21 protein-coding genes and 1 tRNA gene are annotated in these 23,178 nt (G+C 66.2%); 13 read left to right on the top strand and 9 right to left on the bottom strand.

Features of this window, described 5'->3' with window-relative positions; all coding sequences use genetic code 11:
• The first annotated feature begins 2 nt into the window (after window positions 1-2).
• From H6A21_RS03320 to H6A21_RS03275, 10 genes are all read left to right on the top strand, one after another.
• Window positions 3-536, top strand: coding sequence for a shikimate kinase (locus H6A21_RS03320; RefSeq protein WP_204560206.1), 534 nt, complete (start codon window positions 3-5; stop codon window positions 534-536).
• Window positions 533-1,639, top strand: a complete 1,107-nt coding sequence (locus H6A21_RS03315) for a hypothetical protein (protein ID WP_204560204.1) — start codon at window positions 533-535, stop codon at window positions 1,637-1,639. The genes H6A21_RS03320 and H6A21_RS03315 overlap by 4 nt, the downstream gene beginning before the upstream one ends.
• An 83-nt stretch (window positions 1,640-1,722) precedes the next feature.
• A complete protein-coding gene (locus H6A21_RS03310) occupies window positions 1,723-2,853 on the top strand; it encodes a M24 family metallopeptidase (protein ID WP_204560202.1) in 1,131 nt (376 codons plus the stop codon).
• Window positions 2,854-3,094: 241 nt separating this feature from the next.
• Window positions 3,095-3,658, top strand: a complete 564-nt coding sequence (gene efp / locus H6A21_RS03305) for an elongation factor P (protein WP_204560200.1) — start codon at window positions 3,095-3,097, stop codon at window positions 3,656-3,658.
• 160 nt (window positions 3,659-3,818) lie between these two features.
• Window positions 3,819-4,181, top strand: coding sequence for an Asp23/Gls24 family envelope stress response protein (locus H6A21_RS03300; protein ID WP_204560198.1), 363 nt, complete (start codon window positions 3,819-3,821; stop codon window positions 4,179-4,181).
• A gap of 2 nt (window positions 4,182-4,183) precedes the next feature.
• Window positions 4,184-4,666 carry a transcription antitermination factor NusB gene (gene nusB, locus H6A21_RS03295; RefSeq protein ID WP_204560196.1) on the top strand — a complete coding sequence of 161 codons (483 nt, stop codon included), beginning with the start codon at window positions 4,184-4,186 and terminating at the stop codon, window positions 4,664-4,666.
• Window positions 4,659-4,949 (top strand): exodeoxyribonuclease VII small subunit, encoded by a 291-nt coding sequence (locus tag H6A21_RS03290; RefSeq protein WP_204560194.1) that lies wholly within the window; start codon window positions 4,659-4,661, stop codon window positions 4,947-4,949. Before nusB ends, H6A21_RS03290 begins: the two co-directional genes overlap by 8 nt.
• The gene (locus H6A21_RS03285) at window positions 4,946-5,749 is read left to right on the top strand and encodes a TlyA family RNA methyltransferase (RefSeq protein ID WP_204560192.1); all 804 of its coding nucleotides are present in this window, start codon (window positions 4,946-4,948) and stop codon (window positions 5,747-5,749) included. Before H6A21_RS03290 ends, H6A21_RS03285 begins: the two co-directional genes overlap by 4 nt.
• The gene (locus tag H6A21_RS03280) at window positions 5,746-6,606 is read left to right on the top strand and encodes an NAD(+)/NADH kinase (protein ID WP_204560191.1); all 861 of its coding nucleotides are present in this window, start codon (window positions 5,746-5,748) and stop codon (window positions 6,604-6,606) included. Before H6A21_RS03285 ends, H6A21_RS03280 begins: the two co-directional genes overlap by 4 nt.
• Window positions 6,599-8,230 (top strand): DNA repair protein RecN, encoded by a 1,632-nt coding sequence (locus tag H6A21_RS03275; RefSeq protein ID WP_204560189.1) that lies wholly within the window; start codon window positions 6,599-6,601, stop codon window positions 8,228-8,230. Before H6A21_RS03280 ends, H6A21_RS03275 begins: the two co-directional genes overlap by 8 nt.
• Window positions 8,231-8,274: 44 nt before the next feature.
• Here H6A21_RS03275 and H6A21_RS11210 read toward each other — a convergent pair whose 3' ends face one another.
• The 9 genes from H6A21_RS11210 to aroF form a co-directional block, all read right to left on the bottom strand.
• Window positions 8,275-10,200, bottom strand: coding sequence for an FUSC family protein (locus H6A21_RS11210; RefSeq protein WP_204560187.1), 1,926 nt, complete (start codon window positions 10,198-10,200; stop codon window positions 8,275-8,277).
• A 97-nt stretch (window positions 10,201-10,297) separates the two neighbouring features.
• Window positions 10,298-10,744: a type II 3-dehydroquinate dehydratase gene (aroQ, locus tag H6A21_RS03265; protein WP_204560185.1), complete on the bottom strand. Its 447-nt coding sequence runs from the start codon at window positions 10,742-10,744 to the stop codon at window positions 10,298-10,300.
• A gap of 9 nt (window positions 10,745-10,753) precedes the next feature.
• Window positions 10,754-12,013: a shikimate kinase gene (locus tag H6A21_RS03260; RefSeq protein ID WP_204560183.1), complete on the bottom strand. Its 1,260-nt coding sequence runs from the start codon at window positions 12,011-12,013 to the stop codon at window positions 10,754-10,756.
• Window positions 12,014-13,159: a bifunctional chorismate mutase/prephenate dehydratase gene (locus H6A21_RS03255; protein WP_204560181.1), complete on the bottom strand. Its 1,146-nt coding sequence runs from the start codon at window positions 13,157-13,159 to the stop codon at window positions 12,014-12,016. It lies immediately after the preceding gene.
• A gap of 15 nt (window positions 13,160-13,174) precedes the next feature.
• The gene (aroC, locus tag H6A21_RS03250) at window positions 13,175-14,314 is read right to left on the bottom strand and encodes a chorismate synthase (protein ID WP_204560179.1); all 1,140 of its coding nucleotides are present in this window, start codon (window positions 14,312-14,314) and stop codon (window positions 13,175-13,177) included.
• Window positions 14,315-14,318: 4 nt separating this feature from the next.
• Entirely contained in the window at window positions 14,319-15,647 is a 1,329-nt protein-coding gene (aroA, locus tag H6A21_RS03245) for a 3-phosphoshikimate 1-carboxyvinyltransferase (protein ID WP_342636045.1), read from the bottom strand.
• Window positions 15,647-16,738: a 3-dehydroquinate synthase gene (gene aroB / locus H6A21_RS03240; protein ID WP_204560177.1), complete on the bottom strand. Its 1,092-nt coding sequence runs from the start codon at window positions 16,736-16,738 to the stop codon at window positions 15,647-15,649. The genes aroA and aroB overlap by 1 nt, the downstream gene beginning before the upstream one ends.
• 6 nt (window positions 16,739-16,744) lie before the next feature.
• Entirely contained in the window at window positions 16,745-17,665 is a 921-nt protein-coding gene (locus H6A21_RS03235; protein WP_204560175.1) for a prephenate dehydrogenase, read from the bottom strand.
• A complete protein-coding gene (aroF, locus tag H6A21_RS03230) occupies window positions 17,658-18,677 on the bottom strand; it encodes a 3-deoxy-7-phosphoheptulonate synthase (RefSeq protein WP_204560173.1) in 1,020 nt (339 codons plus the stop codon). The genes H6A21_RS03235 and aroF overlap by 8 nt, the downstream gene beginning before the upstream one ends.
• A 174-nt stretch (window positions 18,678-18,851) precedes the next feature.
• Between aroF and H6A21_RS03225 the strand changes: the two genes are divergently transcribed.
• From H6A21_RS03225 to H6A21_RS03215, 3 genes are all read left to right on the top strand, one after another.
• Window positions 18,852-18,928 (top strand) — tRNA-Arg (locus tag H6A21_RS03225).
• 87 nt (window positions 18,929-19,015) lie between these two features.
• Complete coding sequence (locus H6A21_RS03220) at window positions 19,016-21,766, top strand: HAD-IC family P-type ATPase (RefSeq protein ID WP_239462617.1); 2,751 nt, start codon at window positions 19,016-19,018, stop codon at window positions 21,764-21,766.
• Between the two features lie 214 nt (window positions 21,767-21,980).
• Window positions 21,981-23,093, top strand: coding sequence for a double zinc ribbon domain-containing protein (locus H6A21_RS03215; RefSeq protein ID WP_204560171.1), 1,113 nt, complete (start codon window positions 21,981-21,983; stop codon window positions 23,091-23,093).
• Window positions 23,094-23,178: the final 85 nt, after the last annotated feature.

Genomic DNA, 23,178 nt, shown 5'->3' with positions numbered 1-23,178 from the left:
GTATGCAGCGGGCGGTGAAGCGCGGGTGCGACCATATCTTCTTCATCGGGTTTCTCGGTGCGGGCAAGTCGACGCTCGCCCGCAATCTCGGCATGATGTTCAATCGCCGCTTTGTCGATACCGACCGGCTCGTCGAGCGCCGGCAGGGGATGACGGTGCGCTGCATCTTCGAGCGCGACGGCGAGGCGCGCTTCCGCGAGCTCGAGACCGAGGTGCTCGAATCTTTGAGATGCGAGCGGAGCCTGCTCGTCTCCTGCGGTGGTGGTATCGTTGAGACGCCCTGCAACATCTCCCTGATGCGGGAGATGGGCTTTTGCGTCTACCTCGATGGCGATATCGATGATTCGCTGCGCCAGATCCGCCGCCGCGACACCCGTCCCGATTTCCGGTCCATCGAGCATGCGACCCGCCTGCTCGAGCATCGCCGGCCGCTGTACCGGCGCGCCGCCGACCTGACGGTCGATATCCGTGATAAAACCTTCACCGAGGTCTCCTACCTCTGTGCCGAATTGCTTTTGGAGCGTGGTCTGATATGAGCGTCCGCCGCCTGCTTGTGAACTTCGGGTCGAGCACCACTGACTTTCGCGTCGGCCTGAACGCGGCCGGGGAGCTCCCCGGTCTCCTGAAGCATGTCGTGGGCGCCCCGAAGCGCGCACTTGTCGTCGACGACGGGATGGCTTCCACCGAGCTGCGCCGGGAGCTTCGCCGCGCGCTGATCGATAACGGGTTTGCTGTCGAGAGTCTCTCTGTCGCCGAGCGCGATTCCGTGCGCGACCTCGCCACCGCAGAGCTCGTGTTCGCCAAGCTCGCTGAGCACGGTCTTACGTCCGACGACCTGATCGTCGCCCTCGGCGACACCGATGTCTGCTCCGTTGTCGCCTTCTGCGCCAAGATGTGGCGCGGCGGCATGTCGAGTGTCGCGGTGGCCTGCACGCTCGAGGCCATGTGCACCGTCGCCACGTCGATGCGCGCACTCGATGTGGCCGGCGTCGAGGACGCGCTTACTTTGACTCCCGGCTGGGATATGGTCGTCTGCGACCTGGATCTCGTTGTCGGCGCCGATATCGACGCGCTGGGCGCGGGCTATGTGCAGCTGCTCACCTCCGCTTTCTCCCAGAGCCGTCGTATCTGGGAGCAGTTCGCCGAGAAGATCGAGGGCATGGTTTCCAAGGACGCGGTGGCCTTCGCCGATGCGCTCTGCAACGCCCAGTCGGCCCGCAGCAGCGCGATCCGCTCGGCGAATCCGTCGTCGCGCTCCGCCTATCTCTTCGGGCACACGACGGCGTGCGCCCTGCGCGCGTGCCTGGGGGACGGCGTGCCGTGGTACCGCCTGCTTGCCGAGGGCATCCGGTTCGAGTCGCGCCTGGCGCACGACGTGTGCAACCTTGATGTCGACACCATCTTCGAGATCGATGACCGCCTCGAGGATCTCGGTATCGAGGAGCTTGCGTTCGACCTCGAGCCCGCTCGCTTCTGCGAGGCCATCAAGGCGGAGCGTTTCGCGCGCTCGAACCGCCTGATGCTCTCGCTTCCGCGGTTCCCCGGCGCCATCCGGCTGTGCGCCATCGACTCCGAGCTGCTCGAGCGGCATGCGGAGGCCTTCTTGGCGTCCCGTCGCGAGCTTGCCTGTGACGAATAGCGTCTCGACTTGCGCTCTCGATCTCGCATCTTCAACATATGACAGGGGAGCCTATCCTCAACGCCCTGAGAAAGGAGCAATTCATGACCGATCGTTTGAGTGGACCTGCAGGCCGTATCGCGCGCGTGCGCGCGATGATGGAGGAGCGCGGCTACGACGCCGTCGTCGTGCGCGACGAGGCGAATCTGAGGTGGCTCACCGGTGCCACCGGCGTGTTCGACTACACCTATGAGTTCCCGCATGCGGCCTTCATCACAGCCGATGGCTGCTATCTGCACACCGACTCGCGCTATTTCAACAGCTTCCAGGAGAACCTGCCCGAGGGAAGCCCCTGGGCCGTCGACATGGACGGCCACGATATCCCCGGCTGGGTGGCCCAGCACGCCCTCGATGCGCGCTGCCGTACCGTCGCCATCGAGGACGACATGCAGCTCAGCTTCTACCAGGGAATCGTGCGCGGCCTCGAGGATCGCTCTATCGCCGTCGCCCTGCCGCAGATGCACGGCGACATACGCCGCATGCGCGCCGTCAAGGACGCCGAGGAGATCGAGCTCATGCGCCGCGCTCAGTCCATCACCGACGCCGCCTTCGCACATATGCTCGAGTTCATCCGCCCGGGCCTGACCGAGAAGCAGATCCGCACCGAGCTCGAGAGCTTCATGCTGAACAACGGCGCCGACGGCCTCGCCTTCGATTCCATCGTCGCCTCCGGCCCCAACTCCGCAAACCCCCACGCGGTTCCGAGCGACCGCGTCGTCGAGAAGGGCGACTTCGTCCTCATGGACTACGGCGCGCGCTACCGCGATTACGATTCGGACATGACGCGCACCGTCGTGCTCGGCGAGCCCACGGACGAGCAGCGCGCCCTCTACGACCTCGTCCGCCGCACCCATGAGGAGTGCGTCGCCGCCATCCATGCGGGAGTCGACGGGCGCGACATCCATATGCTCTCCGTCAAGATCATCTCGGACGCGGGCTATGGGGACTGCTACGGCCATGGCCTCGGCCACGGCGTGGGCATCGACATCCACGAGCTGCCGAATTTCGGCCGTACGAGCAACATCGTGGAGGCCGGTTCGGTCATCACCGTGGAGCCCGGCGTGTACCTGCCCGGTGTCGGCGGCGTGCGCCTGGAGGACTACGGCCTGGTCACCGAGGACGGCTACGAGCCCTTCACGAAGTCGTCCCATGAGCTGCAGGTCATCGATTGCTAGGACGGTCCGCGAAAGGCCTTGTGCGACCGTGCGGCAGGCGATCGCATCGGTAGCCCACGCGTTCCGTCGGCGCATGGGCCATGCGGACATGCTGCCGTATGGTCGCCGCGCGGCCGGCGCTCGTCGGGTGCCGTTGCGTACCCGCACCGGCATCGGTGCAGGTTCTGTTGCATTTCGTGCAGCATCTGCCATCTGTCGTATACTTTATGTCGTTATGTGTATTGAGTGAGAAAGGTCTTCCATGGCATCCATCACCACCGCTGATTTCAAGAACGGCCTCGGTCTTCGCATCAAGGACAAGGTCTACACCATCGTTGAGTTCCAGCACGTCAAGCCCGGCAAGGGCGGCGCCTTCGTTCGCTACAAGACCAAGGACATCAAGACCGGCCGCGTCGTCGAGAACACCTGCAACGCCGGCACCAAGTTCGAGAGCGTCACGCTCACCACGACCGAGATGCAGTATCTCTACAACGACGGCAATCACTACTACTTCATGAACATGGAGACCTACGACCAGATCCCCGTCCCGGTGGACTTCATCGGCGACAACGCCAAGTGGCTCAAGGAGAACGACGTCTGCCAGCTCCTGTACGCCGATGACGAGCTCATGGGCGTCAACCCGCCGATGTTCATCGAGGTCGAGGTCACCGAGACCGATCCCGGCTTCAAGGGCGATACCGTCCAGGGCGGCACGAAGCCCGCTGTCATCGAGACCGGCGCGACCATCCAGGTCCCCATGTACCTCAACGTGGGCGAGAAGATCAAGGTCGACACCCGCGACGGCAAGTTCGTCTCCCGCGTCTAACCCTTACCGCGAGATGCGCGTTTCAGGGCGGGGTCCATCGTACCCCGCCCTTTTTTCGTCGCATGCGGAACTCACGTGCCAACAGCCGCTATATGGGGTATCGTGTACACTGGTTCAAAAGAACCTTTCCGCATTCAATCACCAAGGAATGGGTGAGAACATGTCTTCTGAGATCAAGATCGACGGTATCGCTATCGCACCCGAGGTTCTGTCCATCATCGTGTCCCATGCCGTGGAAGAGGTCGAGGGCGTCGCCTCGGTCGGCGTCAATGATTTCGCGACGAACCTCGTGTCCATGTTCTCTGCGAGAAGCTCGCAGCCGACCCTGCCCCCCATCGAGGTGACCGTCGAGGACGGCAAGCTCCACCTCACGGTGCGTGTCACGGTGTTCTTCGGCTACCCGTTCAAGAAGCTCGCCGAGGCCGTTCGCTCCGTCTGCGTGAAGGCGATCGACGGTCAGGTCGGCGTCGGTGTGAGTGCGGTCGATGTGTGCATCGACGGCCTCGTGTTCCCCAAGGAGTAATCTTGAGTCTTAAAGTTGAGCGCGGGCGCACGCTCGCTCGAAGCCAGGCCCTGCAGATCCTGTTCCAGGCCGAGGCGCTCGATAAGCCCGTTGACGAGGTACTGGCGGGCGATTACCTGCTGTCCTCCAACAAGCCCCTGCAGCCGTATGCCGAGGAGCTCGCTCGGGGCTGCTACGCCCACCTCGATGAGATCGATGACGCCCTGCACGAGGTCTCCGACAACTGGAGCCTCTACCGCATGCCAAGCGCCGACCGCAACCTGCTGCGCATCGCCGTCTACGAGATGCGCCTGGCGGGGGAGAACGCTCCCGCTGAGGACGCCATCGTCATCAACGAGGCGGTCGAGATCGCGAAGGCCTACGGTACCGATGAGTCCTCGCGTTTCGTGAACGGCGTGCTCGGCCGTATCTCCCGCGACCCGTCGCTGTTCGCCCCTGTCGCCGACGATGCGGACCAGGCAGTCGATGAGGGTCTCGATGGCTGATACGCAGGGCAATTTCGATGACCTGACGATGAGGCTCGACGAGATCATCCAGCAGGTGCGCTCGAAGGACACCTCTCTCGAGCGCTGTCTCGACCTGTTCGATGAGGCTATCGAGATCGGCTCGCGCGCCGTCGACATGGTCGATACGCTCGAGCTGACGCCGCGCGAGGAAGATCAGCTGGCTGAGGCCAACGAGGCCGATGCGGCTGCGGAGCACACCGATGGCCAGGACGCCGATGCCGCCCCGGACGTGAGCGACACGCAGGAGCGCGACGCATCATGAAGCGTGTCCGACTTGACGATGAGATGATAGCGCAGGGCCTTGTCGCCGACCGTGACGAGGCCCTGCGCCTTTGCATGGCGGGCCTGGTGTCGAGCGAAGGCGAGCGTCTGTGCTCGAGCGCCGCGCGCGTGCCCGTGGGCGCAGCCATCCATATCAAGGGCCATATCCCCTATGTGGGGCGCGGCGGCCTCAAGCTCGCCGGCGCCCTCGATGCGTTCGCCATCGACCCCGCCGGCCTCACCTGCATCGATATCGGGTGCTCGACCGGAGGCTTCACCGACTGCCTGCTGCAGCGCGGGGCCGCGCGCGTCGTGGCGGTGGACGTCGGCCGCGCGCAGTTCGCCTGGTCTCTGCGCAACGACGACCGCGTGGATCTCCTCGAGCGGACCAACATCGTCGACGTTCCGGACCTTGGCTATACGCACGCCTTCGACTTGGCGGTGTGCGACGTCTCCTTCACGAGCATCGCACGCATCATCGACGCCGTCGTCGCGCTTCTCGCTCCTGCGGGCATGTTCTGCACGCTGGTGAAGCCGCAGTTCGAGGCTGCACCGGAAGAGGTTGGCGCAGGCGGCGTCGTGCGCGATGCGCAGGTGCGCGCCCGCGTCCTGTGCGATGCCATCGACCTGTTCTGCGCGCAGGGGCTCTACCCGGTCGATATCTGCGCCTCGCCGATCACCGGCGCCAAGGGCAACCGGGAGTTCTTCCTTTTCGGGCGCCTCGGTGCCCCCGATATGCGCGACGAGCGCGCGTTCGCATCCCATATCGCCGAGCTTCATGAGAAAACGGTGACGCTATGAAGATCTATCTCGTTCCGAACTATCGCAGCGATGAGGCCGTCCAGAGCGGGCTGACGCTTGAGCTGTGGCTTACGCGCCAGGGGTATGAGGTCGATTGGGCGCAGGATCCCTGTTCGCTTATCGCCGGTGCGCCGGACGCGTCGGGCAGCGACCTTGTCATCTCGCTCGGGGGAGATGGGACGCTGCTGCGCGCCGCGCGTATCGTCGGCGCCCGTGAGATTCCCATCTTGGGCCTGAGCTACGGCCATGTGGGCTTCCTCACCGCGGCGAGTCCCCAGGAGCGCGATATCCTCGCGGTCGTCTCGGACGCGCTCGCGGGCGAGATGCACGTGAGTCGCCGAGCCACTCTCGCCTGCACGATTCGGGCCGTGGCCGAGGACGACACCAAGGAGGTTATCGAGGCTGCGGGCCTGAACGACATGGCGCTCACGCGCGCCCCGCTGTCCGACATGGTCGAGTTCGACATCTCCGTGTCGGGTCATCATATCGATCGGCTGCGCGGAGACGGTGTCGTGGTGTCGACCGCCACGGGCTCGACCGGCTATGCCCTGTCGGCGGGCGGTCCCATCGTGAGCCCCGACTACACCGGCATGGTGTGTGTCCCGATCGCCCCGCATACCATCCAGGCGCGCGCCTTTTTGACCTCGCCCTCCGACGTCGTGGAGGTGACGATGTCCGGCGACCGCCCGTGTGCGCCGGCCGTCTCGGTCGACGGGCAGTTCGTCAGCTGCCGCGGCACGATCGAGCACGTCTCCGTCAGGCGCGGCGCTGCCGACATCCTTCTGCTCGATTACGGCCCGGAGAGCTTCTACAACTCCGTCTCCCGCGTCTTCTACGGGGTGCGTCGCGATGATTGATGAGATCCGCGTCGAAAACCTCGCCCTTATCCGAGAGGCGGTACTGGAGCCGTGTGCGGGCCTCACGGTCCTCACCGGCGAGACCGGTGCCGGCAAGACGGCGCTGCTGTCCGCCACGAAGCTTCTGTGCGGCGAGCGTGCCGATTCAGCGATGGTGCGCGAGGGCGAGGAGGCCGCGGTCGTCACCGGTCGCCTGTTTTTCGGGGCTCATGACACCGACGGCTGCGTCGTCGTGCGCCGTGTGGGCTCTGATGGCCGCAGCCGCGTCAAGATCGACGGGGCCATCGCGAGCGTTCGCGAGCTCGCCGGCCGCGTGGGCGCCCACATCGACCTGTGCGGCCAGCATGAGCACCAGCGCCTGCTCGATCCCGCGTCGCATATCGAGATGGTCGATGCCTGGGCGGGCGGGGGCGTGACGGCTGCCCATGAGGCCTACCGAAAGGCGCTTGCCGATGCTCGCGCCGCGCAGCGCGAGCTCGACCGGGTGGAGAAGGCCTCCCGGACGCAGGGAGCGCGCCTTGAGGACGCCCGATTCGCCTACGAGGCGATCTCTGAGGTCGACCCCAAGCCCGGTGAGCTCGAAGAGCTCGAGGAGACGCTGCCGCGCGCTGAGCACGCTGAGTCCCTGATCGCCGCTGCGCTTGATGCGGACGCGTCGCTATCCGACGAAGACGGGGCGCTCGATGCGCTGAACAGCGCCATCGCCGAGCTCTCCCGCATGGGTCGCGTCGACAGCGAGCTGGCGTCTTTCGCCGACGCGCTCGCCTCGGCGGCCATCTCCATCGAGGACGTCGCGGCCGATCTCAGGCGGTATCGCGCCTCCATCGACTTCGACGAGCGCGAGCTCGCCCGCGCGCAGGAGCGCTACGCCGCCCTCAAGGGTCTGCTGCGTCAATTCGGCCCGCGCATGGAGGACGTCTTCGCTCGGCGCGATGAGGCTCACGAGCTGCTTTCGCTCGTGGATGATGCCGAAGATCGCCTCCGGCGAGCGACAGAGGCGCGCGACGAGGCGGAGCGGGTGCTGAGCGATGCGGCCCGAGCGCTCGCCCGTGCGCGCGATGTCGCGGCGCCCCGCTTCTGTCGCGAGGTCGCAGCTCAGATGACCCGCCTGGAGATGGGCCGCGCCGAGCTGGTGTGGGAGAGCCGCGAGCTGCCCCGCGCGCAGTGGACCGAGGCCGGCAGCTGCGCCTGCGAGCTGCTCTACCGCGCCTCTGCCGGCATGACGGCCCGTCCGTTGCGCCGTATCGCCTCCGGAGGCGAGCTGTCGCGTGTCATGCTCGCCTGCAAGGTGGTGCTCGGTGAGGCGGACGGGGTCGACACCCTCATCTTCGATGAGGTCGATGCCGGTGTCGGCGGCTCCACCGCCCGCTCCCTCGGTCAGGTGCTCGCCGACCTCGCCCGCACGCATCAGGTCATCGTCGTCACGCACCTGGCGCAGGTGGCCGTCATGGGCGCGCGCCATTACGTCGTGTCGAAGTCAGACGACGACCTGCCAGAGACCACGCTTACGCCGGTTGCGGGGGAGGATCGTGTTCGCGAGATCGCCCGCATGCTCTCGGGAGACGCCAGCCGCGCGTCGCTCGACCATGCTCGCGAGATGCTGGCCGAGGCCGGAACGCTCTAACGCGCTCCTTCGTGCCCACCGTCCGTTTTCGCCCTCGCGCTCCCTCAAGTGAGCGCGAGGGCGTTTTCGATATAGTGCACCAGGGCGTAGCGTATCTCATCGGAGCGGATCTCGGCGGCAAGCGCGACGGCCAGGCACCCACGTTGGGCCGGTACGACCTTGTCGCCCAAGCGTGAGGCAACCTGCCGCAGCACGACGCTGTCTCGCCCATCGACCTCACCGGCAAGGACGAGGTACTCGATCTGCTCCACCTCGGAGAACATATGCCAAAGCGTCACGAGGTGTCGGCATTCCGCCGTGCGCTCGGCTTCGTCGTCGATTTCCTGCGCGTAGCTGTAGGCCTGCTCGTAGATCAGATGGAAATCCGAGAGCATGTCGGCCGCCTGGCCGAGCTCGATATCGCCATCGATGCTGTCGATGACGATACCCCAATATGATCGACAGGTTTCAAACAACTGCCTGCGGTTGCCCGCATAGATTCGTTCTTTGGTCGAGGGCATCACGAGACGATTGACCGCGAGCACGATCAGAGCGGCAAGGCAGACGTAGAGCACGCGTAGCGCCATGGCGGTCGTCTCCGCCATCGTGAGCGAGCACATCGTGAGCGCAAACGATGTCGCGAAGATCGCCTGGACCCAGCTTCCCGGGGTGCAGGCGTAGAGGAGCGTGATGATGACCATGCAGAACACGTAGATCTCGATGGGGTCTTTGAGCACCTGTACGACGAGAAACGACACGAAGCAGCCGATGAGCGTGCCCACGGGTCGGGTGACCATGCGATGCGAGCTCTCCTCGTAGCTCGGCATCAGCAGCAAAAACGCGTTCAAGGGCAGCCAGTAGGCGTGATTTAAGCCGGTGAGCAGGCTGAATGAGCAGGTGAGGGTCATGACGATCGCCAAACGCGTGGCGAAGCGGAACTGGAACGTATCGGGATTGAGCGACATCAGCAGGCGCTCGACGGACTCGCGTGCCGGTTTGATGCGCTGTTTGAGGCCCCGGGGTCGGATGACGGGGTCGGAGACGATGAGCATGAGGATGTGCAGGATGCTGCGGAAGAAGACGCGTATACGCCCGTCGGGCAGCTCCACCATATCGAGCATCATCTGCAGGCAGCGGTGCACCACGGCGCGCTCCTCGGGCGTCCGGGCGGCCTTGACCTGCCTGATCATCGAAGCGACATCGTGCAGGGCCTCAATGGAGAGCCCCTCGCCCACACCGCGCTGCCACGACGCGTCATCGATGAGGTAGATGGCACGCTGGAAGAGCGTGGCGACGAGATGGTAGCGAAGCGAGGTGGCATCGGGCGTACGGATGAGGCGGCGGTCGTTTATGCACAGGCGGTCGTAGTCGCGTTCGATCTCGGTGAGCTCGCTGTGCACATCGACGACCTTCGCGCCGTCCGCCAGCCGGTCGAGCAGCGACGCGAGGCGCTCCAAGCTTTCGGCAAGATTGAAATCGGTGCTGCCCTCGCGCACGCGCTGCCACCTCATGACGAGCAGCACCGCGCCGAGGATGCAGGCGGCATAGGCGGTGACGGCCAGCTGAACAAGGAAGTCGTCGAGCGCGAGAGGGCGGAGCTCTAAAAACACGAACGCCATGACGTAGCCGAAGTACGCCTTGGGCGCGAACTGGCTTGCCTGCACCATGACGAGCAGGAAGGGGACGAGGATGTTGAGCGCGAAGCAGAAGACGATATTGAGCGTCGCGAGATGGGCGAGCACGTTCAGGATAAGCAGCGTGACGATGACGCGGGGGATGAGCGATAACGGGAACATCTTGCGGCGCCGGCCGCGAAAGATCACCACGATGGGCGAGATGATCATGATGTGCGCGGTGCCGAACAGCCAGATGATCGTCGCGAACAGCAGGGTGTAGAGGGCACCTGACGTGATCGCATCGGGTAGCTGGGAGATGCCATGACGAGCCGCAACGATCCGCCTGCGCGCCCAGATCCCGATGCCGTCCCGCACGCTTCGCGCCCCCTGTGTGTCGAATACCCGTCCTGTATGAAATACTATAACCTCGGCGCAGCCAGGTGATGCGGGGCCGCGGATGCGAACGTTTGCCTTATGCGCCGCGGCGCTGCAAGCGGTCCGCTAAAAGCTCCAGGGCGTGCGCATAGCCGGCGAGACCTTCGCCGGTGATCGTGGCGAAACAGGCGGCACGAACGTAGGATACCTGGCGGAAGTCCTCGCGCTCCTCCACCGCCGAGATGTGGACCTCGACGACCGGCAGGCTCACCGCCTTGCAAGCGTCGAGCAGCCCGACGCTCGTGTGCGTGTAGGCGGCAGGGTTGATGACGATGCCGTCAAAGGTCCCGTACGCCTCTTGGATCCAATCGATGAGGTCGCCCTCATGGTTCGACTGCCTTACGTCCACGAGTTCGAAGCCGGCCGCTGCCCCGGCGCGCTGACAGAGCGCGACGAGGTCATCGTAGGTCTCGCGTCCGTAGATGTCAGGCTCCCGCAGCCCGAGCAGATTGAGATTCGGTCCGTTGAGCACGAGCGCTCTCATGTCGTCCTCCTAGTTCTCGCGGGTGTCGTCCAGCATGCGCGGCAGGAACTCTAAGACGGCGCGTGCGGTCGCCGGGGCGCAGTCGCGCGAATCGACGATGAGGTCCGCCCAAGCGCGGTAGAGGTCCATGCGCTCCGCCGCGAGCTTCTCCACGCCGTCGCGGGCGCTGATAGGGCGCCCCTTCGAGGAGAGCTCGTTCAGCGGCCGGTTCAGCATCACGATCATGCTGTTCTGATGCAGCAGCGCGTAGTTCTCCGGGCGCGTCACGACGCCGCCGCCGCAGGAGATGACGATGCCGGATCTGCGTCCAAGCTCCTCCAGGCAGGCGGTCTCCTCGCGACGGAACGCCTCCTCCCCATATGCGGTGATGTAGGCGCCCGCGGGCATGCCACAGCGCTTTTCGAAGGCAGCGTCCGCGTCCACGTGGGTGCGCCCGAGCAGGGCGGCCACCTGCTGGCCCACGCGCGTCTTGCCGCTACCCGGCATGCCGATGAAGGCGATGTTTTGCTCGGTGGCGGACAGGGCGCAGGTGAGCTCGCGCACCTGCGCGCGATCGGGTGGCGTGCCGATGTAGCGCTCGACGGCGGCCGCCGCCTGCGCAACGAGCATCATGAGGCCGCCGGCGCTGGGGATGCCGAGCCGTTCCGCCTGCATCATGATGCCCGTGCGCGCAGGGTTGTACACGATGTCGATGACGGCGGAGAGCTCGGTGAAGCCCTCGAGGGCGATGGGCGAGGCGGGGCAGGCCGGATACATGCCGACGGGCGTGCAGTTGACGATGAGGTCGACGTCGCGGTAGCCGTCAAGATCGTCATAGGTCACCGCCCCCGTGCGCCCGACCGAGATCGCCTCGGCGCCCAGGTCCTCCAGCACGCATCGCGCCGTCGTGCCGGCTCCGCCCGAGCCGCCGAGGACGAGCGCCCGGGCGCCGGAAAGCTCGATGCCGAGCGATTCAACGAGCATCTGGAAGCCGAAATAATCCGTGTTGTCGCCGCGCAGCCCGCCGTCGGGCAGGCGGGTGATGGTGTTCACGTTGCCGAGCCTGCGGGCGATGTCGCTCAGCTCCGAAAGGTAGGGGATGACTGCGCGCTTATAGGGGATCGTGACGTTCACGCCCGCCCACTCGTCGCCGGCAAGAAACGCCTCGAGCTGATCGGGCTCGCGCTCGAAGCGCACATAGTCAAGGCCCGCAAGCTCGCGGTAGATGATCGGCGTGTAGCTGTGGCCGAGCGTGCGCCCGAGCACGCCGTAGGGTGCGGACGGTGCCATCTAGACCACCTCCGTATACGAGCCGATGTAGGTGTAGCGCTCGCAGACGTCATCGAGCGCATCGAGCAGCGTGTCGAGCGCGGGGCTGCCATACGGGCAGTCGAGGTCGAAGTAGAACAGGAACTCGAAGTCGCGGTTGGGGATGGGGCGGCTTTCGAGCTTGACGAGGTTGATGTCGAGGGCGTAGAGCCGCTCGAGCACCCGGTAGAGGGCGCCGGGGGCATGCGGCAGCGTGACCATGAGCGAGGTCCGGGTCGCTCCGGGAAACACCTGCGGGGTGGCGGAGATCACCACGAAGCGGGTGTAGTTGTTGCCCTCGTCCTGGACGTCCTTCGCAAGCACGTCGAGACCGTAGAGGGCCGCGCAGCTTCGCGAGGAGAGCGCCGCGATGTCGGTGCGGTCGCTCGTGGCCACGAGCTCGGCGGCGCGCGCGGTGTTCTCGCACACGTGCACGCGCACGCCGAGGCGGTCGAGGAGCTCAGAGCACTGGGCGATGGCCTGCTCATGCGAGAAAACCTCATGGACATCCGCAAGCGCGACGCCGGGCTTGGCGAGCAGCTGGTGGTCGATCTTCAGCCTCAGCGACCGGACGATGGAGAACCGGTACTCGGCGAGCAGGTCGTACACGGCGTTCACGGAGCCTGCGGTCGAGTTCTCGATCGGCAGCACGCCGTATTCGCATGCGCCGTCGCGAACCGCGCGGAACACGCCCTCGAACGTGGGGTGGAACGTGATCTTCGGCGTGGAGAACAGGCGGCAGGCGGCGATCTGGCTGTAGGCGCCCTCGACGCCCTGGCAGGCGACCGTCGCCGTCATGGGGAAGGGCGTGTCCTGGGCCAGAAGGGCCGCTTTCGCCTGCGCAGCGGCGCTGTCCGTCCGGTCCGCGTTCAGAATCTTGAGCTGCGCTGCCTTGTTCATGCTCATGAGGAGGGAGAACAGGCTCGCGACCTCAGGCTTGATGGCGTCAGGCGCCGCCGTGACGAGGCGGTAGAGCTTGTCGCGCTCGCGCGCCGGGTCGAAGACGGCCTTGCCGGTCGCGCGCTTCGAGGCGGCGACGTCGGCGGCAAGCTCCATGCGCTCGGCGAACAGCGCCAGGATGCCGTTGTCGATCTCGTCAATTCGTGTTCTGATGTCCGCGAGGTCCATGGTGCTCCTCTGGGTTTAGTCGATATCGGTCGATGGGGATGCTTGCGCGTCGGCGAAAAGATGCGCGAAGCCGTCGTCGAGCAGGGCGTCGACGAGCGCGAGGGCGCATACGGCCTCAGCGACGGGCACGGCGCGCGGAACGATGCAGGGATCGTGCCGACCGCGCACCTTGAGGTCGCTGTTCTCGCCGGCGTCCATGTCGACGCTCATCTGCGTGCGCCCGATGGAGGGGGTCGGCTTGACGGCCATGCGCCAGATGATGGGGGCACCGGTCGTGATGCCGCCGAGGATGCCGCCGGCGTTGTTCGTCTGCGGGGCGATGCGGCCGTCCTCCATGCGGTAGGGGTCGTTGTTCTCGCTGCCCGTGAGCGCCGCCGCGCCGAACCCCGCGCCGAACTCGACGCCCTTTACGGCGGGAATGCCGAAGGCGGCTTGCGCGATACGGTTCTCGATGCCGTCGAACATGGGGTCGCCGACGCCGGTGGGCATGCCGTATGCGGCGCATTCGATGATGCCGCCCACGCTGTCGAGCTCGGACTTCGCCGCGAGGATCACCTGGGTCATCTGCTCGGCCGCGGTATCCGATATCGTCGGCAGCGCGTTCGCGCGGATCGCCGCGCGCTGCTCGGGACGATAGCGGAGCGAATCGAGCGCCTCGTCGGCGATGCGGTCGACGCCGAGTTGGGCGATATGCGCCACGACGTGCACGCCTGCGCGCTCGAGGGCCTGCAGGCACAGGCCGCCGGCGATGCAGACAGGGGCGGTAAGGCGGCCCGAGAAGTGGCCGCCGCCCGCCACGTCGTGCTGGTTCGCGTACTTCACGCGCGCGGGATAGTCGGCGTGTCCGGGGCGCGGGATGCGCCTGAGCTCGGCATAGTCCTGGGAGCGCGTGTTGGTGTTGCGGATGATGGCCGAAAACGGTGCGCCGTTCGTGTGCCCGTCGGTGATACCCGAGAGGATCTCGGGGCGATCCGCCTCCTTGCGCGTCGTGGCGGTAGCTGAGCGTCCCGGGGCGCGGCGGGCCAAAAACCGCTGCAGCTCCTCGACGTCGAGGGGGATACCCGCCGGCAGGCCGTCGAGGGTGCAGCCGATGGCGGGGGAGTGCGACTGGCCGAAGACCGAAAGCGTCAGGGAATGTCCGAATACTGAGGCCATGGGCCTACTCCTCGATGAGCTCGACGCGCCCGCCGAGCATGCGGTAGTGCTCGAAGAACGTCGGATACGACTTGTTGACCGCCTCGGCGCCGTGGATGAGGACATCGCCCTCGCAGCGCTCGGCGGCGATGGCGGCCATCATGGCGATGCGGTGGTCGTTGTGCGCGTCCACCGTACCGCCGGTCAAGGTGGGCTGACCGTGGATCACGAGGCTGTCGTGGTCGATGACGACGCGTGCGCCGAGCGCGCAGAGCTCCGAGGCGGTCGTGGCGAGACGGTCGGACTCCTTGATGCGCAGGCGCGCGCAGTCCTTGATGATGGTCGTTCCTTCCGCGCAGGAGGCGACGGCGGCGATGATGGGGACGAGGTCGGGGATGTCCTGGGCGCTCATCGAGAACGCATGCAGCCCGTCGGGCTCGACGATGGCGGCCTGCGGCGCGCGCTTCGTGCGGGCTCCGAAGCGCGAGAGGGCCGCGAGAACATTGCGGTCGCCCTGCGCGGAGGTGAGCGAGATGCCGCTCACCTCGACCGGCGCGGTCGACAGGGCGCCGGCGCACAGCCAAAACGCCGCGTTCGACCAGTCGCCCTCGACGGTGACCTCGCCGGGCGTGCGGTACGGCGTGTTTGCGAAGCGAAACGTCGTCATCTCGTCGATGCCGTTCGGCGCGATGGAGCGCTCGACGGCGATGTCGACGCCGAAGAGCTTGAGCGCCTGAATCGTGAGGTTGATGTACGGGCGGCTCTCGATGCGGCCGCGCACCTCGATGTCGCTCGAGCCGGGCAGCAGCGGGAACGCCAGGAGCAGACCGGAGATGAACTGCGAGCTCACGTTGCCGGACAGCACGAAGTGCCCGGGGCGCATGCGGCCCTCGCAGGTGAGCGGGAAACCGCCCTGCCCGGCGATCGAGGAGCCGGCTGCCATGAGCTCGTCGGATAGGGGCGACAAGGGGCGCTGGCCCAAGCGCCCGGCCCCGATGAAGCGGGCGTTGGCGCCGAGGGCGCAGGCGACGGGGAGCATGAAGCGAAGCGTGCTGCCCGATTCCCCGCAGTCGAGCGTCACCCCCTGGAACGCCTTCAAGATCCCGAGCTCGATGCTCTTGGGGACGGGGTGCACTTCGAACCCGTCATCGACCGTCTCGATGCGCGCGCCGAGGGCGGAGAGGCAGCGCACGGTCGCCTCGATGTCGGCGCAGGTCGTGTTGCAGATGACATGGGTCGTGCCGCTCGAGAGGGCCGCGGCGATGATGAGGCGGTGCGCCATCGATTTCGACGCGATCGCGGGGACGGTACCGGAAAGCGGGGTCGGGTGGATGCGGGCGAGCATGGATGCCATCACTTTCCTTTCGCGCCGATTCCCTCGGCGATGAGGTCGCGGAATGTTGCCAGGGATACCGTTTCGATGGAGCAGGCGCCGATCCGGCGGGGGATGACCACATCGATGGTGTCCCCGTGGCGCTTCTTGTCGTGGAGCGCGGCGTCGAAGATCTCGTCGAGGGTGCGCTCGGTACGCGTCGTCAGGCCGTGGGCGGCGCAGGCAGTCTCGATGCGCTCCGGCACGGTCGTATCGCATGCGCCGAGTGCGGCCGCGGCGCGCGAGATCGCCGTCATGCCGATGGCGACGCAGGTTCCGTGGCCGAGACGGTAGTTCTCGCTCGCCTCGACGGCGTGGCCGATGCTGTGCCCGAAGTTCAGGAGCTTGCGCGCCTGGGTCTCGCGCTCGTCCATCTCGACGACCGCGCGCTTGATGTCGATGTTGCGCGCGACGAGCTCCTCGACGAGTGGCACGTTCTCGCGCAGCAGCTCGGGGGTGAGGGGCGTGCGCTCGAGCGCGCAGAACAGGTCGGGATCGGCGATGGCCGCGTGTTTCACGACCTCGCCGCAGCCGTCGGCGAACTGGGCGTCATCGAGCGTCGCGAGGCAGCCGATGTCTGCGAGCACCGCCGCGGGCTGCCAGAACGCGCCGGCGAGGTTCTTGCCGGACGAGAGGTCGATGGCGCATTTGCCGCCCACCGAGGAGTCGACCATGGCGAGCAGACTCGTCGGGACCTGGACATAGGCGCAGCCGCGCATGTAGGTCGCCGCGGCGAAGCCCGCCATATCACCCGTCACGCCGCCGCCGAGGGCGACGACGACGTCGGAGCGCGTGTAGGCGCGCTCGGCGAGGAACTCGAGGATCGAGATGTAGGTGCCGGCGCGCTTGTTCGCCTCGCCCGCCTCGAAGGTGAAGATGTCGACCTCATAGCCCGCCTCGGCCAGGCCCTGGCGGACGGGATTTGCGTACAGCGGGCCGACGTTGGTGTCCGTCACGATGCAGGCGCGCTCGCCGCCGGCGACCTCGCGGCACGTCTCGCCGACGCGCTCGAGCAGAAAGGTCCCGACATGGACGCGATAGGGGCGTCCCGTGTTGACGTCAATGGTGTGCATGGCTGCCTACTTCCCCTCGTATTCCGACTCGTCGTCCCGTGCGTCATCGAGGGCGCGCTTGATGCGGTCACCCTCGGCGAGCAGCATGCGCAGGCGCTCGAAATCGCCGGCATCGAGCGCATCGCGATAGGCCGCGAGGGCGTCGATCAGCATCGAGATCTCCCGACTCAGGTTGTCCGCGTTGTCGAGCATGAGCTCGGCCCACATGGGCGCGTTCAGGTGCGCGACGCGCGTCAGGTCGCGATAGCTGCCCGCCGAGAAGCCATGGTGCTCCTGGGCGGTCGGGCTCTTCACGTAGGCGTTCGACACCACGTGCGCGAGCTGGCTCGTGAAGGCGATGACGGCGTCGTGCTCCTCGGGGGTCGTGACGCTGTAGGTCCCGAAACCGGCCGGGGCGAGCAGCGTGTGCACGCGGTCGAGGAGCATGAGGCGGGAGATGTCGTCGAGCGCAGGGGGCGTGAGCACGACCGGGGCACCGCGGAAGAGGTCGGCGCGGGCATAGGCGAACCCCGAGTTCTCCGTACCCGCCATGGGGTGGACGCCGACGAAGGCGAAACCGTGCTGCGCTGCAAGGGCGAACGCCTCGCGGCAGACCGCCGTCTTGACGCCTGCCGTGTCGATCACCACAGGTCCCGTTCCGCGTGCAGGGTCGGAGATGCTGCCGAGCAGCTCCGCATGGTCGTGCAGCCAGGTGAGGCAGGCCTGCGGATAGGCGGCGAGCACGATCAGGTCGCAGCAGGGCACCGTCGTGTCGTCGAACTCGCCGGCCACCGTCTCCACCCGCGCGGCCCCCATCGTGTCCTCATTGGGATCGAACGCGAAGACGCGCGCGCCGGCGGCCGCATAGGCGCGGGCGAAGCTGCCGCCGATGAGTCCCAACCCGACGATGCCGACGCTCAGGCCCCGGGCTTGCTGGTCGCTACTCATGGTCTTCAGCGATGACGAAGCGGATGGCCCGGATGCGCTCCATCGTACGGTCGAACTGATCGGGCGTCAGCGCCTGGGCGCCGTCGGACCAGGCCTTCTCTGGGCAGTCGTGGACCTCGATCTCGAGGCCGTCCGCCCCGGCGGCGCAGGCAGCGAGCGCCATCGGCTCGACATAGCGCGTATAGCCGGTCGCATGGCTTGGGTCCGCGACGACGGGCAGATGCGACAGGTAGTGGAGGACCGGCACGGCGTTCAGGTCGAACGTGTTGCGCGTGCGCGTCTCAAACGTGCGGATGCCGCGCTCGCACAGGATGACGTTGTCGTTGCCCTCGCTCATGATGTACTCGGCGGCCATGAGGAGCTCATCGACGGTGCCGGACATGCCGCGCTTCAGCAGGACAGGCGTCTTGGTGCGGCCGACCTCCTTCAGCAGGCTGAAGTTCTGCGCGTTGCGCGCGCCGATCTGCATGACGTCGACGCCGCGGTCCACGAACAGCTCGACATCGCGGGGGTCCATGATCTCGGTCACGACGGGCATATCGAGCTCAGATCCGGCCTCGAGCAGAAGGTCGAGGCCCGCCTCGCCCATGCCCTGGTAGGAATACGGGGAGGTGCGGGGCTTGAAGGCGCCGCCGCGCAGCATCGTGGCGCCCGCGGCGTGTACGCGGCGTGCGATGTCGATGAGGTTTCTGCCCTCGACCGAGCAGGGTCCGGCGATGACCTGGAAGTGGCCGCCGCCGATCTTCACGCCGTGGCCGCAGTCGACGACGGTGTCGGTCGGGTGGAACTTGCGGTTCGCCTTCTTGAAGGGCTCGGAAACGCGTTGGACGCGCTCGACGATATCCATGGATTCGAGCAAGAACGGGTCGATGCGGGTCGTGTCGCCCACGAGGCCGATGACGATCTCGTTTTCGCCACGGGAAACATGCGTGGTGAGGCCCTTGCCCTCGATCCACGATATGAGGTGGCCGACGGCCTCGTCTGATGCGCTGTTGCGCAGAATGGCGATCATGGGTCTCCTATCGTTTGCGGGTATGGTATGTGTAGCAGAGCAGTGTATACCAACGCGCGGACACCGGCCTGTGTCCGACTGATTTCTTAACCGCCATGACACGTGTCTCCATCGGGGACGGGGCAAAATGACTATGGCGCCCGCGCCGGCCCGGCGCTATACTCGTGTTTGTGCGCCCCATTAGCTCAGGGGATTAGAGCGTCTGCCTCCGGAGCAGAAGGCCGTTGGTTCGAATCCGACATGGGGCACCATTGCAGCTGCGCGTTTGCATAAACGCTTGATGGGGGAGAACCGCGGGGCGAGCCGTGCGGTTCTCTTCTCATATTCAGAGGAGTCTTATGGCCGACACGACGACCGCGGACACCGGTTCCCAGATGCCGGATACTCAAGAACTCAAGGGCCTCACGCTCGAAGAGGTGAGGCAGCGCATCGAGGCCGGCAAGGTCAACGTGAATATGGAGCTCAAGACCAAATCGGTCCGCGAGCTTATCATCGAGAACACCTGCACGCTGTTCAATCTCATCAATATCATCCTGGCCGTGCTGGTCATCGCGACCGGCTCCCTCAAGAACCTGACCTTCCTGCTCATCGTCATCCTGAACACCGGCATCGGCATCTTCCAGGCGCTGCGCTCCAAGCGCATGGTGGACAAGCTGACGCTGCTTGTGAGCAAGCGGGCGACGGTCATACGCGACGGTGCCGACTGCGAGATCGACCTCGACCAGATCGTGCAGGACGACCTCATCCGCCTCGGCCGCGGCGACCAGATTCCCGCCGACGCCGTTGTCGTGCAGGGCGAGGCCTCCGTGAACGAGAGCCTGCTCACCGGCGAGAGCGACCTGATCCGCAAGACCCCGGGCTCGAACCTCATGAGCGGCAGCTTCATCGACTCCGGCGTCATCTGCGCGCGCGTCGAGCACGTCGGCGCGGAGAACTACGTCGCGCGCATCAACAACGAGGCGAAGTACGTCAAGAAGGTCAACTCCGAGATCATGAACGCGCTGAACGCCATCGTGCGCTTCGCGAGCGTCATCATGGTTCCGCTCGGTATCGCCCTGTTCTTCTCGAGCGCACACGAATCGTATGCGGCGTGGGCGGCCAGCGCGGCGGACCCTTCCACCTCGATCGTCGGTTGGCTGCTGAGCGGCTCCGCCGCCTGGGGGGACATCTCCCAGGCGATCCTGTCGACGGTGGGGGCCCTTCTCGGCATGATCCCCCAGGGGCTCGTGCTGCTCACGTCTTCCGTGCTCGCGATCGCGACGTTTCGCCTCGCGCGCCGCAAGGTGCTCGCGCAGCAGCTCTACTGCATCGAGACGCTCGCGCGCGTCGACGTGTTGTGTCTTGACAAGACGGGCACCATCACATCGGGCCATATGGAGGTAGCGGGCGTCTACGCCCTTGACGACGATGGCTGGGCGGTCGTCGCCGACGATGCCGCCTCCGCACGCGCCACCGAGGTCCACGCGGCGCTGTGCGGTATCGCGCGCGCGACCGAGGCGGATGCCAACGAAACCTGCCGTGCGGTCCTGAACTACTATGCGCGCCGCACCGTCGACGTGCCGCGCGCCCAGGCGGTCATCCCGTTCTCCTCCACGAAGAAGTGGAGCGGTGCGACCTTCGCGAACGGCTCGTTCATCATGGGTGCCGCCCAGTTCTGCCTCGCCCCCGATACCTTCGCCGCGCTCGAGGGCACTGTGAACGGGTTCGCCGAGACCTGCCGAGTTCTCGTGATCGCGCAGGTGGACGGCTTTACCGAGACGGGCGATATGGTCGGGAGCGCGCGGCCCATCGGCCTTGTGACGATCCGCGACGAGATCCGCTCCTCGGCTGCCGACACCATCCGCTACTTCAAGCAGCAGGGCGTCGAGCTCAACGTCATCTCCGGCGACGACCCGCGCACCGTGTCCTCCATCGCGAAGGTCGTCGGGATCCCGGGCGCCGATGCGTATGTCGACGCCACGACGCTCGATACGCCCGCGCGCCTCGATGCGGCGATCGACCGCTACCACGTCTTCGGGCGCGTCACGCCCCAGCAGAAGCGCGAGCTCGTCGTCGCCCTCAAGCGCCGGGGGCATACGGTGGCCATGACCGGAGACGGCGTGAACGACGTCCTCGCCCTGAAGGAGGCCGACTGCTCGGTCGCCATGGCCGCGGGCTCCGATGCGGCGCGCAACGTCGCCGAGATCGTGCTCGTCGACAACGATTTCGCCTCGATGCCCGAGGTCGTCGCCGAGGGCCGACGCTCCATCAACAACCTGCAGCGCTCCGCCGCGCTGTTCCTCACCAAGACGCTCTTCTCCATGGGGCTCGCGGCAATCTGCATCTTCTGCCCGCCTTATCCCTTCCAGCCGATAACGATGACGATCATCAACTTCTTCTGCATCGGCTTCCCGAGCTTCGTGCTCGCCCTCGAGCCGAACCGTGCGCGGGTTCGCGGACGCTTCCTGACGAATGTGCTGAAGCGCTGCGTCCCCGCCTCGATCGCCGTGCTCGTTGCGTGCGGGTTGTGCATGTTCGCGGGCGCGACAGCCCAGCTCGACACCCAGACCCTCTCGACGATGTGCCTGATCGCCACAGCATCGGTGAGCTGCAGCCTCATCTGGCGCATCTCCTGGCCCTTCACGCGCCTGCGCGCTGCGCTGTTCATCTGCGTCATCGCCGGCCTCCTGATCAGCATCGGTCTGTTCCCCGAGTTTTTCTCCATAGCCGCGCTTCCGTTTGGGCTCCTGGCGCTTACCATCGGCATCTCCCTTGTCGGCATGGGGCTCTTCTTCGCCTTGGCGGCCCTCATCGGGCGCGCTCCCGAGCGCCAGAGCAGGTCTGCGACCGGGTTCGGCCGCGGCGTGAAGATGTCGCTGGGCAAGCGGGGGAGAAAGGTCACCTCCACGGGGTCGGCGCCGCGGCGCCTCATCCATCGCGTGCGCAGCCGGGTCGCCCGCAGCAAGGAGACCCGGGAGCTCGAGCGTGCCCAGAATGCGGCGATCGAGGAGGTCGCCCGCGAGAAGGCCGACGCGCGCCAGCGCCAGCGCCGCCGCGTCGTACAGTCCAGCGAGGGCATCAAGGTGAAGATGGGCAAACGCAAACGCTGAGGTACCCTATACGCTCCATCTCACGTGGATTTTTTGGTTGACACCCGGTGCGCGAAAGGCGCGCTCCGGCATGGGCCGGCCATCGTTTTCGGTGCTCGACGGCTATGCGGAGCGTGCACGCAGTCGCGTTGATGCTGTTTGGCGATGCCACGCGATGTCCGGGCGAGGTGGTATGCTGTGCCCGTAGCGTTCGAGCTTGAAATGAGGGAGCTTCGTGATCTGCCCGCACTGTCTCAAAACCATCGGTGACGGCGAGACGTTCTGTCCGCATTGCCACGGCTACGTCGGTCCTGCGAATACCGATGAGTTCGTGTTCTGCGAGGGCTGCGGCGCCCGGCTCTCCCTCCACGATCGCACGTGCCCGAAATGCGGCAGGCCCGCCCCGGGCATCCTGTCGACGGATTCCTCCTCATCCGACCTCGCGGCGGGAAAGACCGCGAGCTTCCCGCGGCTGACGAAGTCGCTCATCCAGACGGAGGCCCCGCGCGTGGAGCCGGTGAGTGCCGGCCGAGTGCTCGACGATTCCGTGGACCCTTCCTCTACCAACGTGCTCTCTCGCGAGGACCTCGAGGCGCCCCGTTCGAGCAGGCGCAAGGCGCGTGCGGTCGATGAGGACCCGTATCACCCCCGTCGGCGCCACTGGGGCAAGCTTGTTGCCGTGCTGCTGGTCGTCGCGCTCGCGGGCGGCGCGACCGCGTTTGTCACGATGGATCCTCTGGGTGTCATGCCCGGTTTCTACGATGCGTTTCGCGCTGCGGCTCGTGAGGCCTTCCCGAGCAGGCAGCTGAGCGAGACGGGCGACTCGGACAACGCAGCGACCGACGGGTCGGGCGTGAACCCCACCGAGCCGCAAGATTCCGGCCCGCTTACCGACGACGAGGTGTTCGATAAGCTCACGATCATCTACCACCAGATCGATTCCTACAACAGCGACAGCAACATCGGCGAGGTTATCGACTCGTTCAACAGCAACTATCTGCTGTCGGACCTGACTGCGCGCACCGAGGCGTCCGAGAGCGCCTACGCGCTGCGCGATGCCATCCAGACGACCATCGATCAGATCGACGCCCTGGAGGCTCCGGAAGACACGGTCTATCGCGAGGATATCGACCACATGCGCCAGCTTGCCGAGTGGATGTACGGCCGCGTTGACCAGATCTGCGATTCGTGGGACGTCTCCCTCTCCATTCCCCAAGGGGAGTCGATGTCGTCGCACAACGATGAGATCCTGCAGCCCATGCGCGAGGCGGGAAGCGACGACCTGACGAATTTCGACACCTATTTCTATCAGTGGGAACCCGAGCGCAAGGACAGCGCAGCCGAATAGGTCTGTGTCCTCATCGGGGACGGGGTAGTTTGGTGCCACCCCGAGGGCGCTCGCCCGCCCCCTGGCACCAAACAACCCCCGCCCC

Source organism: Collinsella tanakaei (assembly GCF_016902615.1).
Taxonomy (GTDB): Bacteria; Actinomycetota; Coriobacteriia; order Coriobacteriales; family Coriobacteriaceae; genus Collinsella; species Collinsella tanakaei_A.
The sequence above is the reverse complement of the archived record's forward strand: the minus strand, read 5'-3'. Positions and strand labels throughout refer to the sequence as shown.

Excerpts from the sequence above, each read along its gene's own strand:
- H6A21_RS03310 (WP_204560202.1), top strand. The coding sequence starts at position 1,723 with ATGACCGATCGTTTGAGTGGACCTGCAGGCCGTATCGCGCGCGTGCGC.
- H6A21_RS03320 (WP_204560206.1), top strand. The coding sequence starts at position 3 with ATGCAGCGGGCGGTGAAGCGCGGGTGCGACCATATCTTCTTCATCGGG.
- H6A21_RS03285 (WP_204560192.1), top strand. The coding sequence starts at position 4,946 with ATGAAGCGTGTCCGACTTGACGATGAGATGATAGCGCAGGGCCTTGTC.
- H6A21_RS03220 (WP_239462617.1), top strand. The coding sequence starts at position 19,016 with ATGGCCGACACGACGACCGCGGACACCGGTTCCCAGATGCCGGATACT.
- H6A21_RS03300 (WP_204560198.1), top strand. The coding sequence starts at position 3,819 with ATGTCTTCTGAGATCAAGATCGACGGTATCGCTATCGCACCCGAGGTT.
- H6A21_RS03260 (WP_204560183.1), bottom strand. The coding sequence starts at position 12,013 with ATGGCACCGTCCGCACCCTACGGCGTGCTCGGGCGCACGCTCGGCCAC.
- aroF (WP_204560173.1), bottom strand. The coding sequence starts at position 18,677 with ATGATCGCCATTCTGCGCAACAGCGCATCAGACGAGGCCGTCGGCCAC.
- efp (WP_204560200.1), top strand. The coding sequence starts at position 3,095 with ATGGCATCCATCACCACCGCTGATTTCAAGAACGGCCTCGGTCTTCGC.
- H6A21_RS03255 (WP_204560181.1), bottom strand. The coding sequence starts at position 13,159 with ATGGACCTCGCGGACATCAGAACACGAATTGACGAGATCGACAACGGC.
- H6A21_RS03280 (WP_204560191.1), top strand. The coding sequence starts at position 5,746 with ATGAAGATCTATCTCGTTCCGAACTATCGCAGCGATGAGGCCGTCCAG.
- H6A21_RS03290 (WP_204560194.1), top strand. The coding sequence starts at position 4,659 with ATGGCTGATACGCAGGGCAATTTCGATGACCTGACGATGAGGCTCGAC.
- aroB (WP_204560177.1), bottom strand. The coding sequence starts at position 16,738 with ATGCACACCATTGACGTCAACACGGGACGCCCCTATCGCGTCCATGTC.
- H6A21_RS03235 (WP_204560175.1), bottom strand. The coding sequence starts at position 17,665 with ATGAGTAGCGACCAGCAAGCCCGGGGCCTGAGCGTCGGCATCGTCGGG.
- H6A21_RS03315 (WP_204560204.1), top strand. The coding sequence starts at position 533 with ATGAGCGTCCGCCGCCTGCTTGTGAACTTCGGGTCGAGCACCACTGAC.
- H6A21_RS03275 (WP_204560189.1), top strand. The coding sequence starts at position 6,599 with ATGATTGATGAGATCCGCGTCGAAAACCTCGCCCTTATCCGAGAGGCG.
- aroA (WP_342636045.1), bottom strand. The coding sequence starts at position 15,647 with ATGGCATCCATGCTCGCCCGCATCCACCCGACCCCGCTTTCCGGTACC.
- aroQ (WP_204560185.1), bottom strand. The coding sequence starts at position 10,744 with ATGAGAGCGCTCGTGCTCAACGGACCGAATCTCAATCTGCTCGGGCTG.
- aroC (WP_204560179.1), bottom strand. The coding sequence starts at position 14,314 with ATGGCCTCAGTATTCGGACATTCCCTGACGCTTTCGGTCTTCGGCCAG.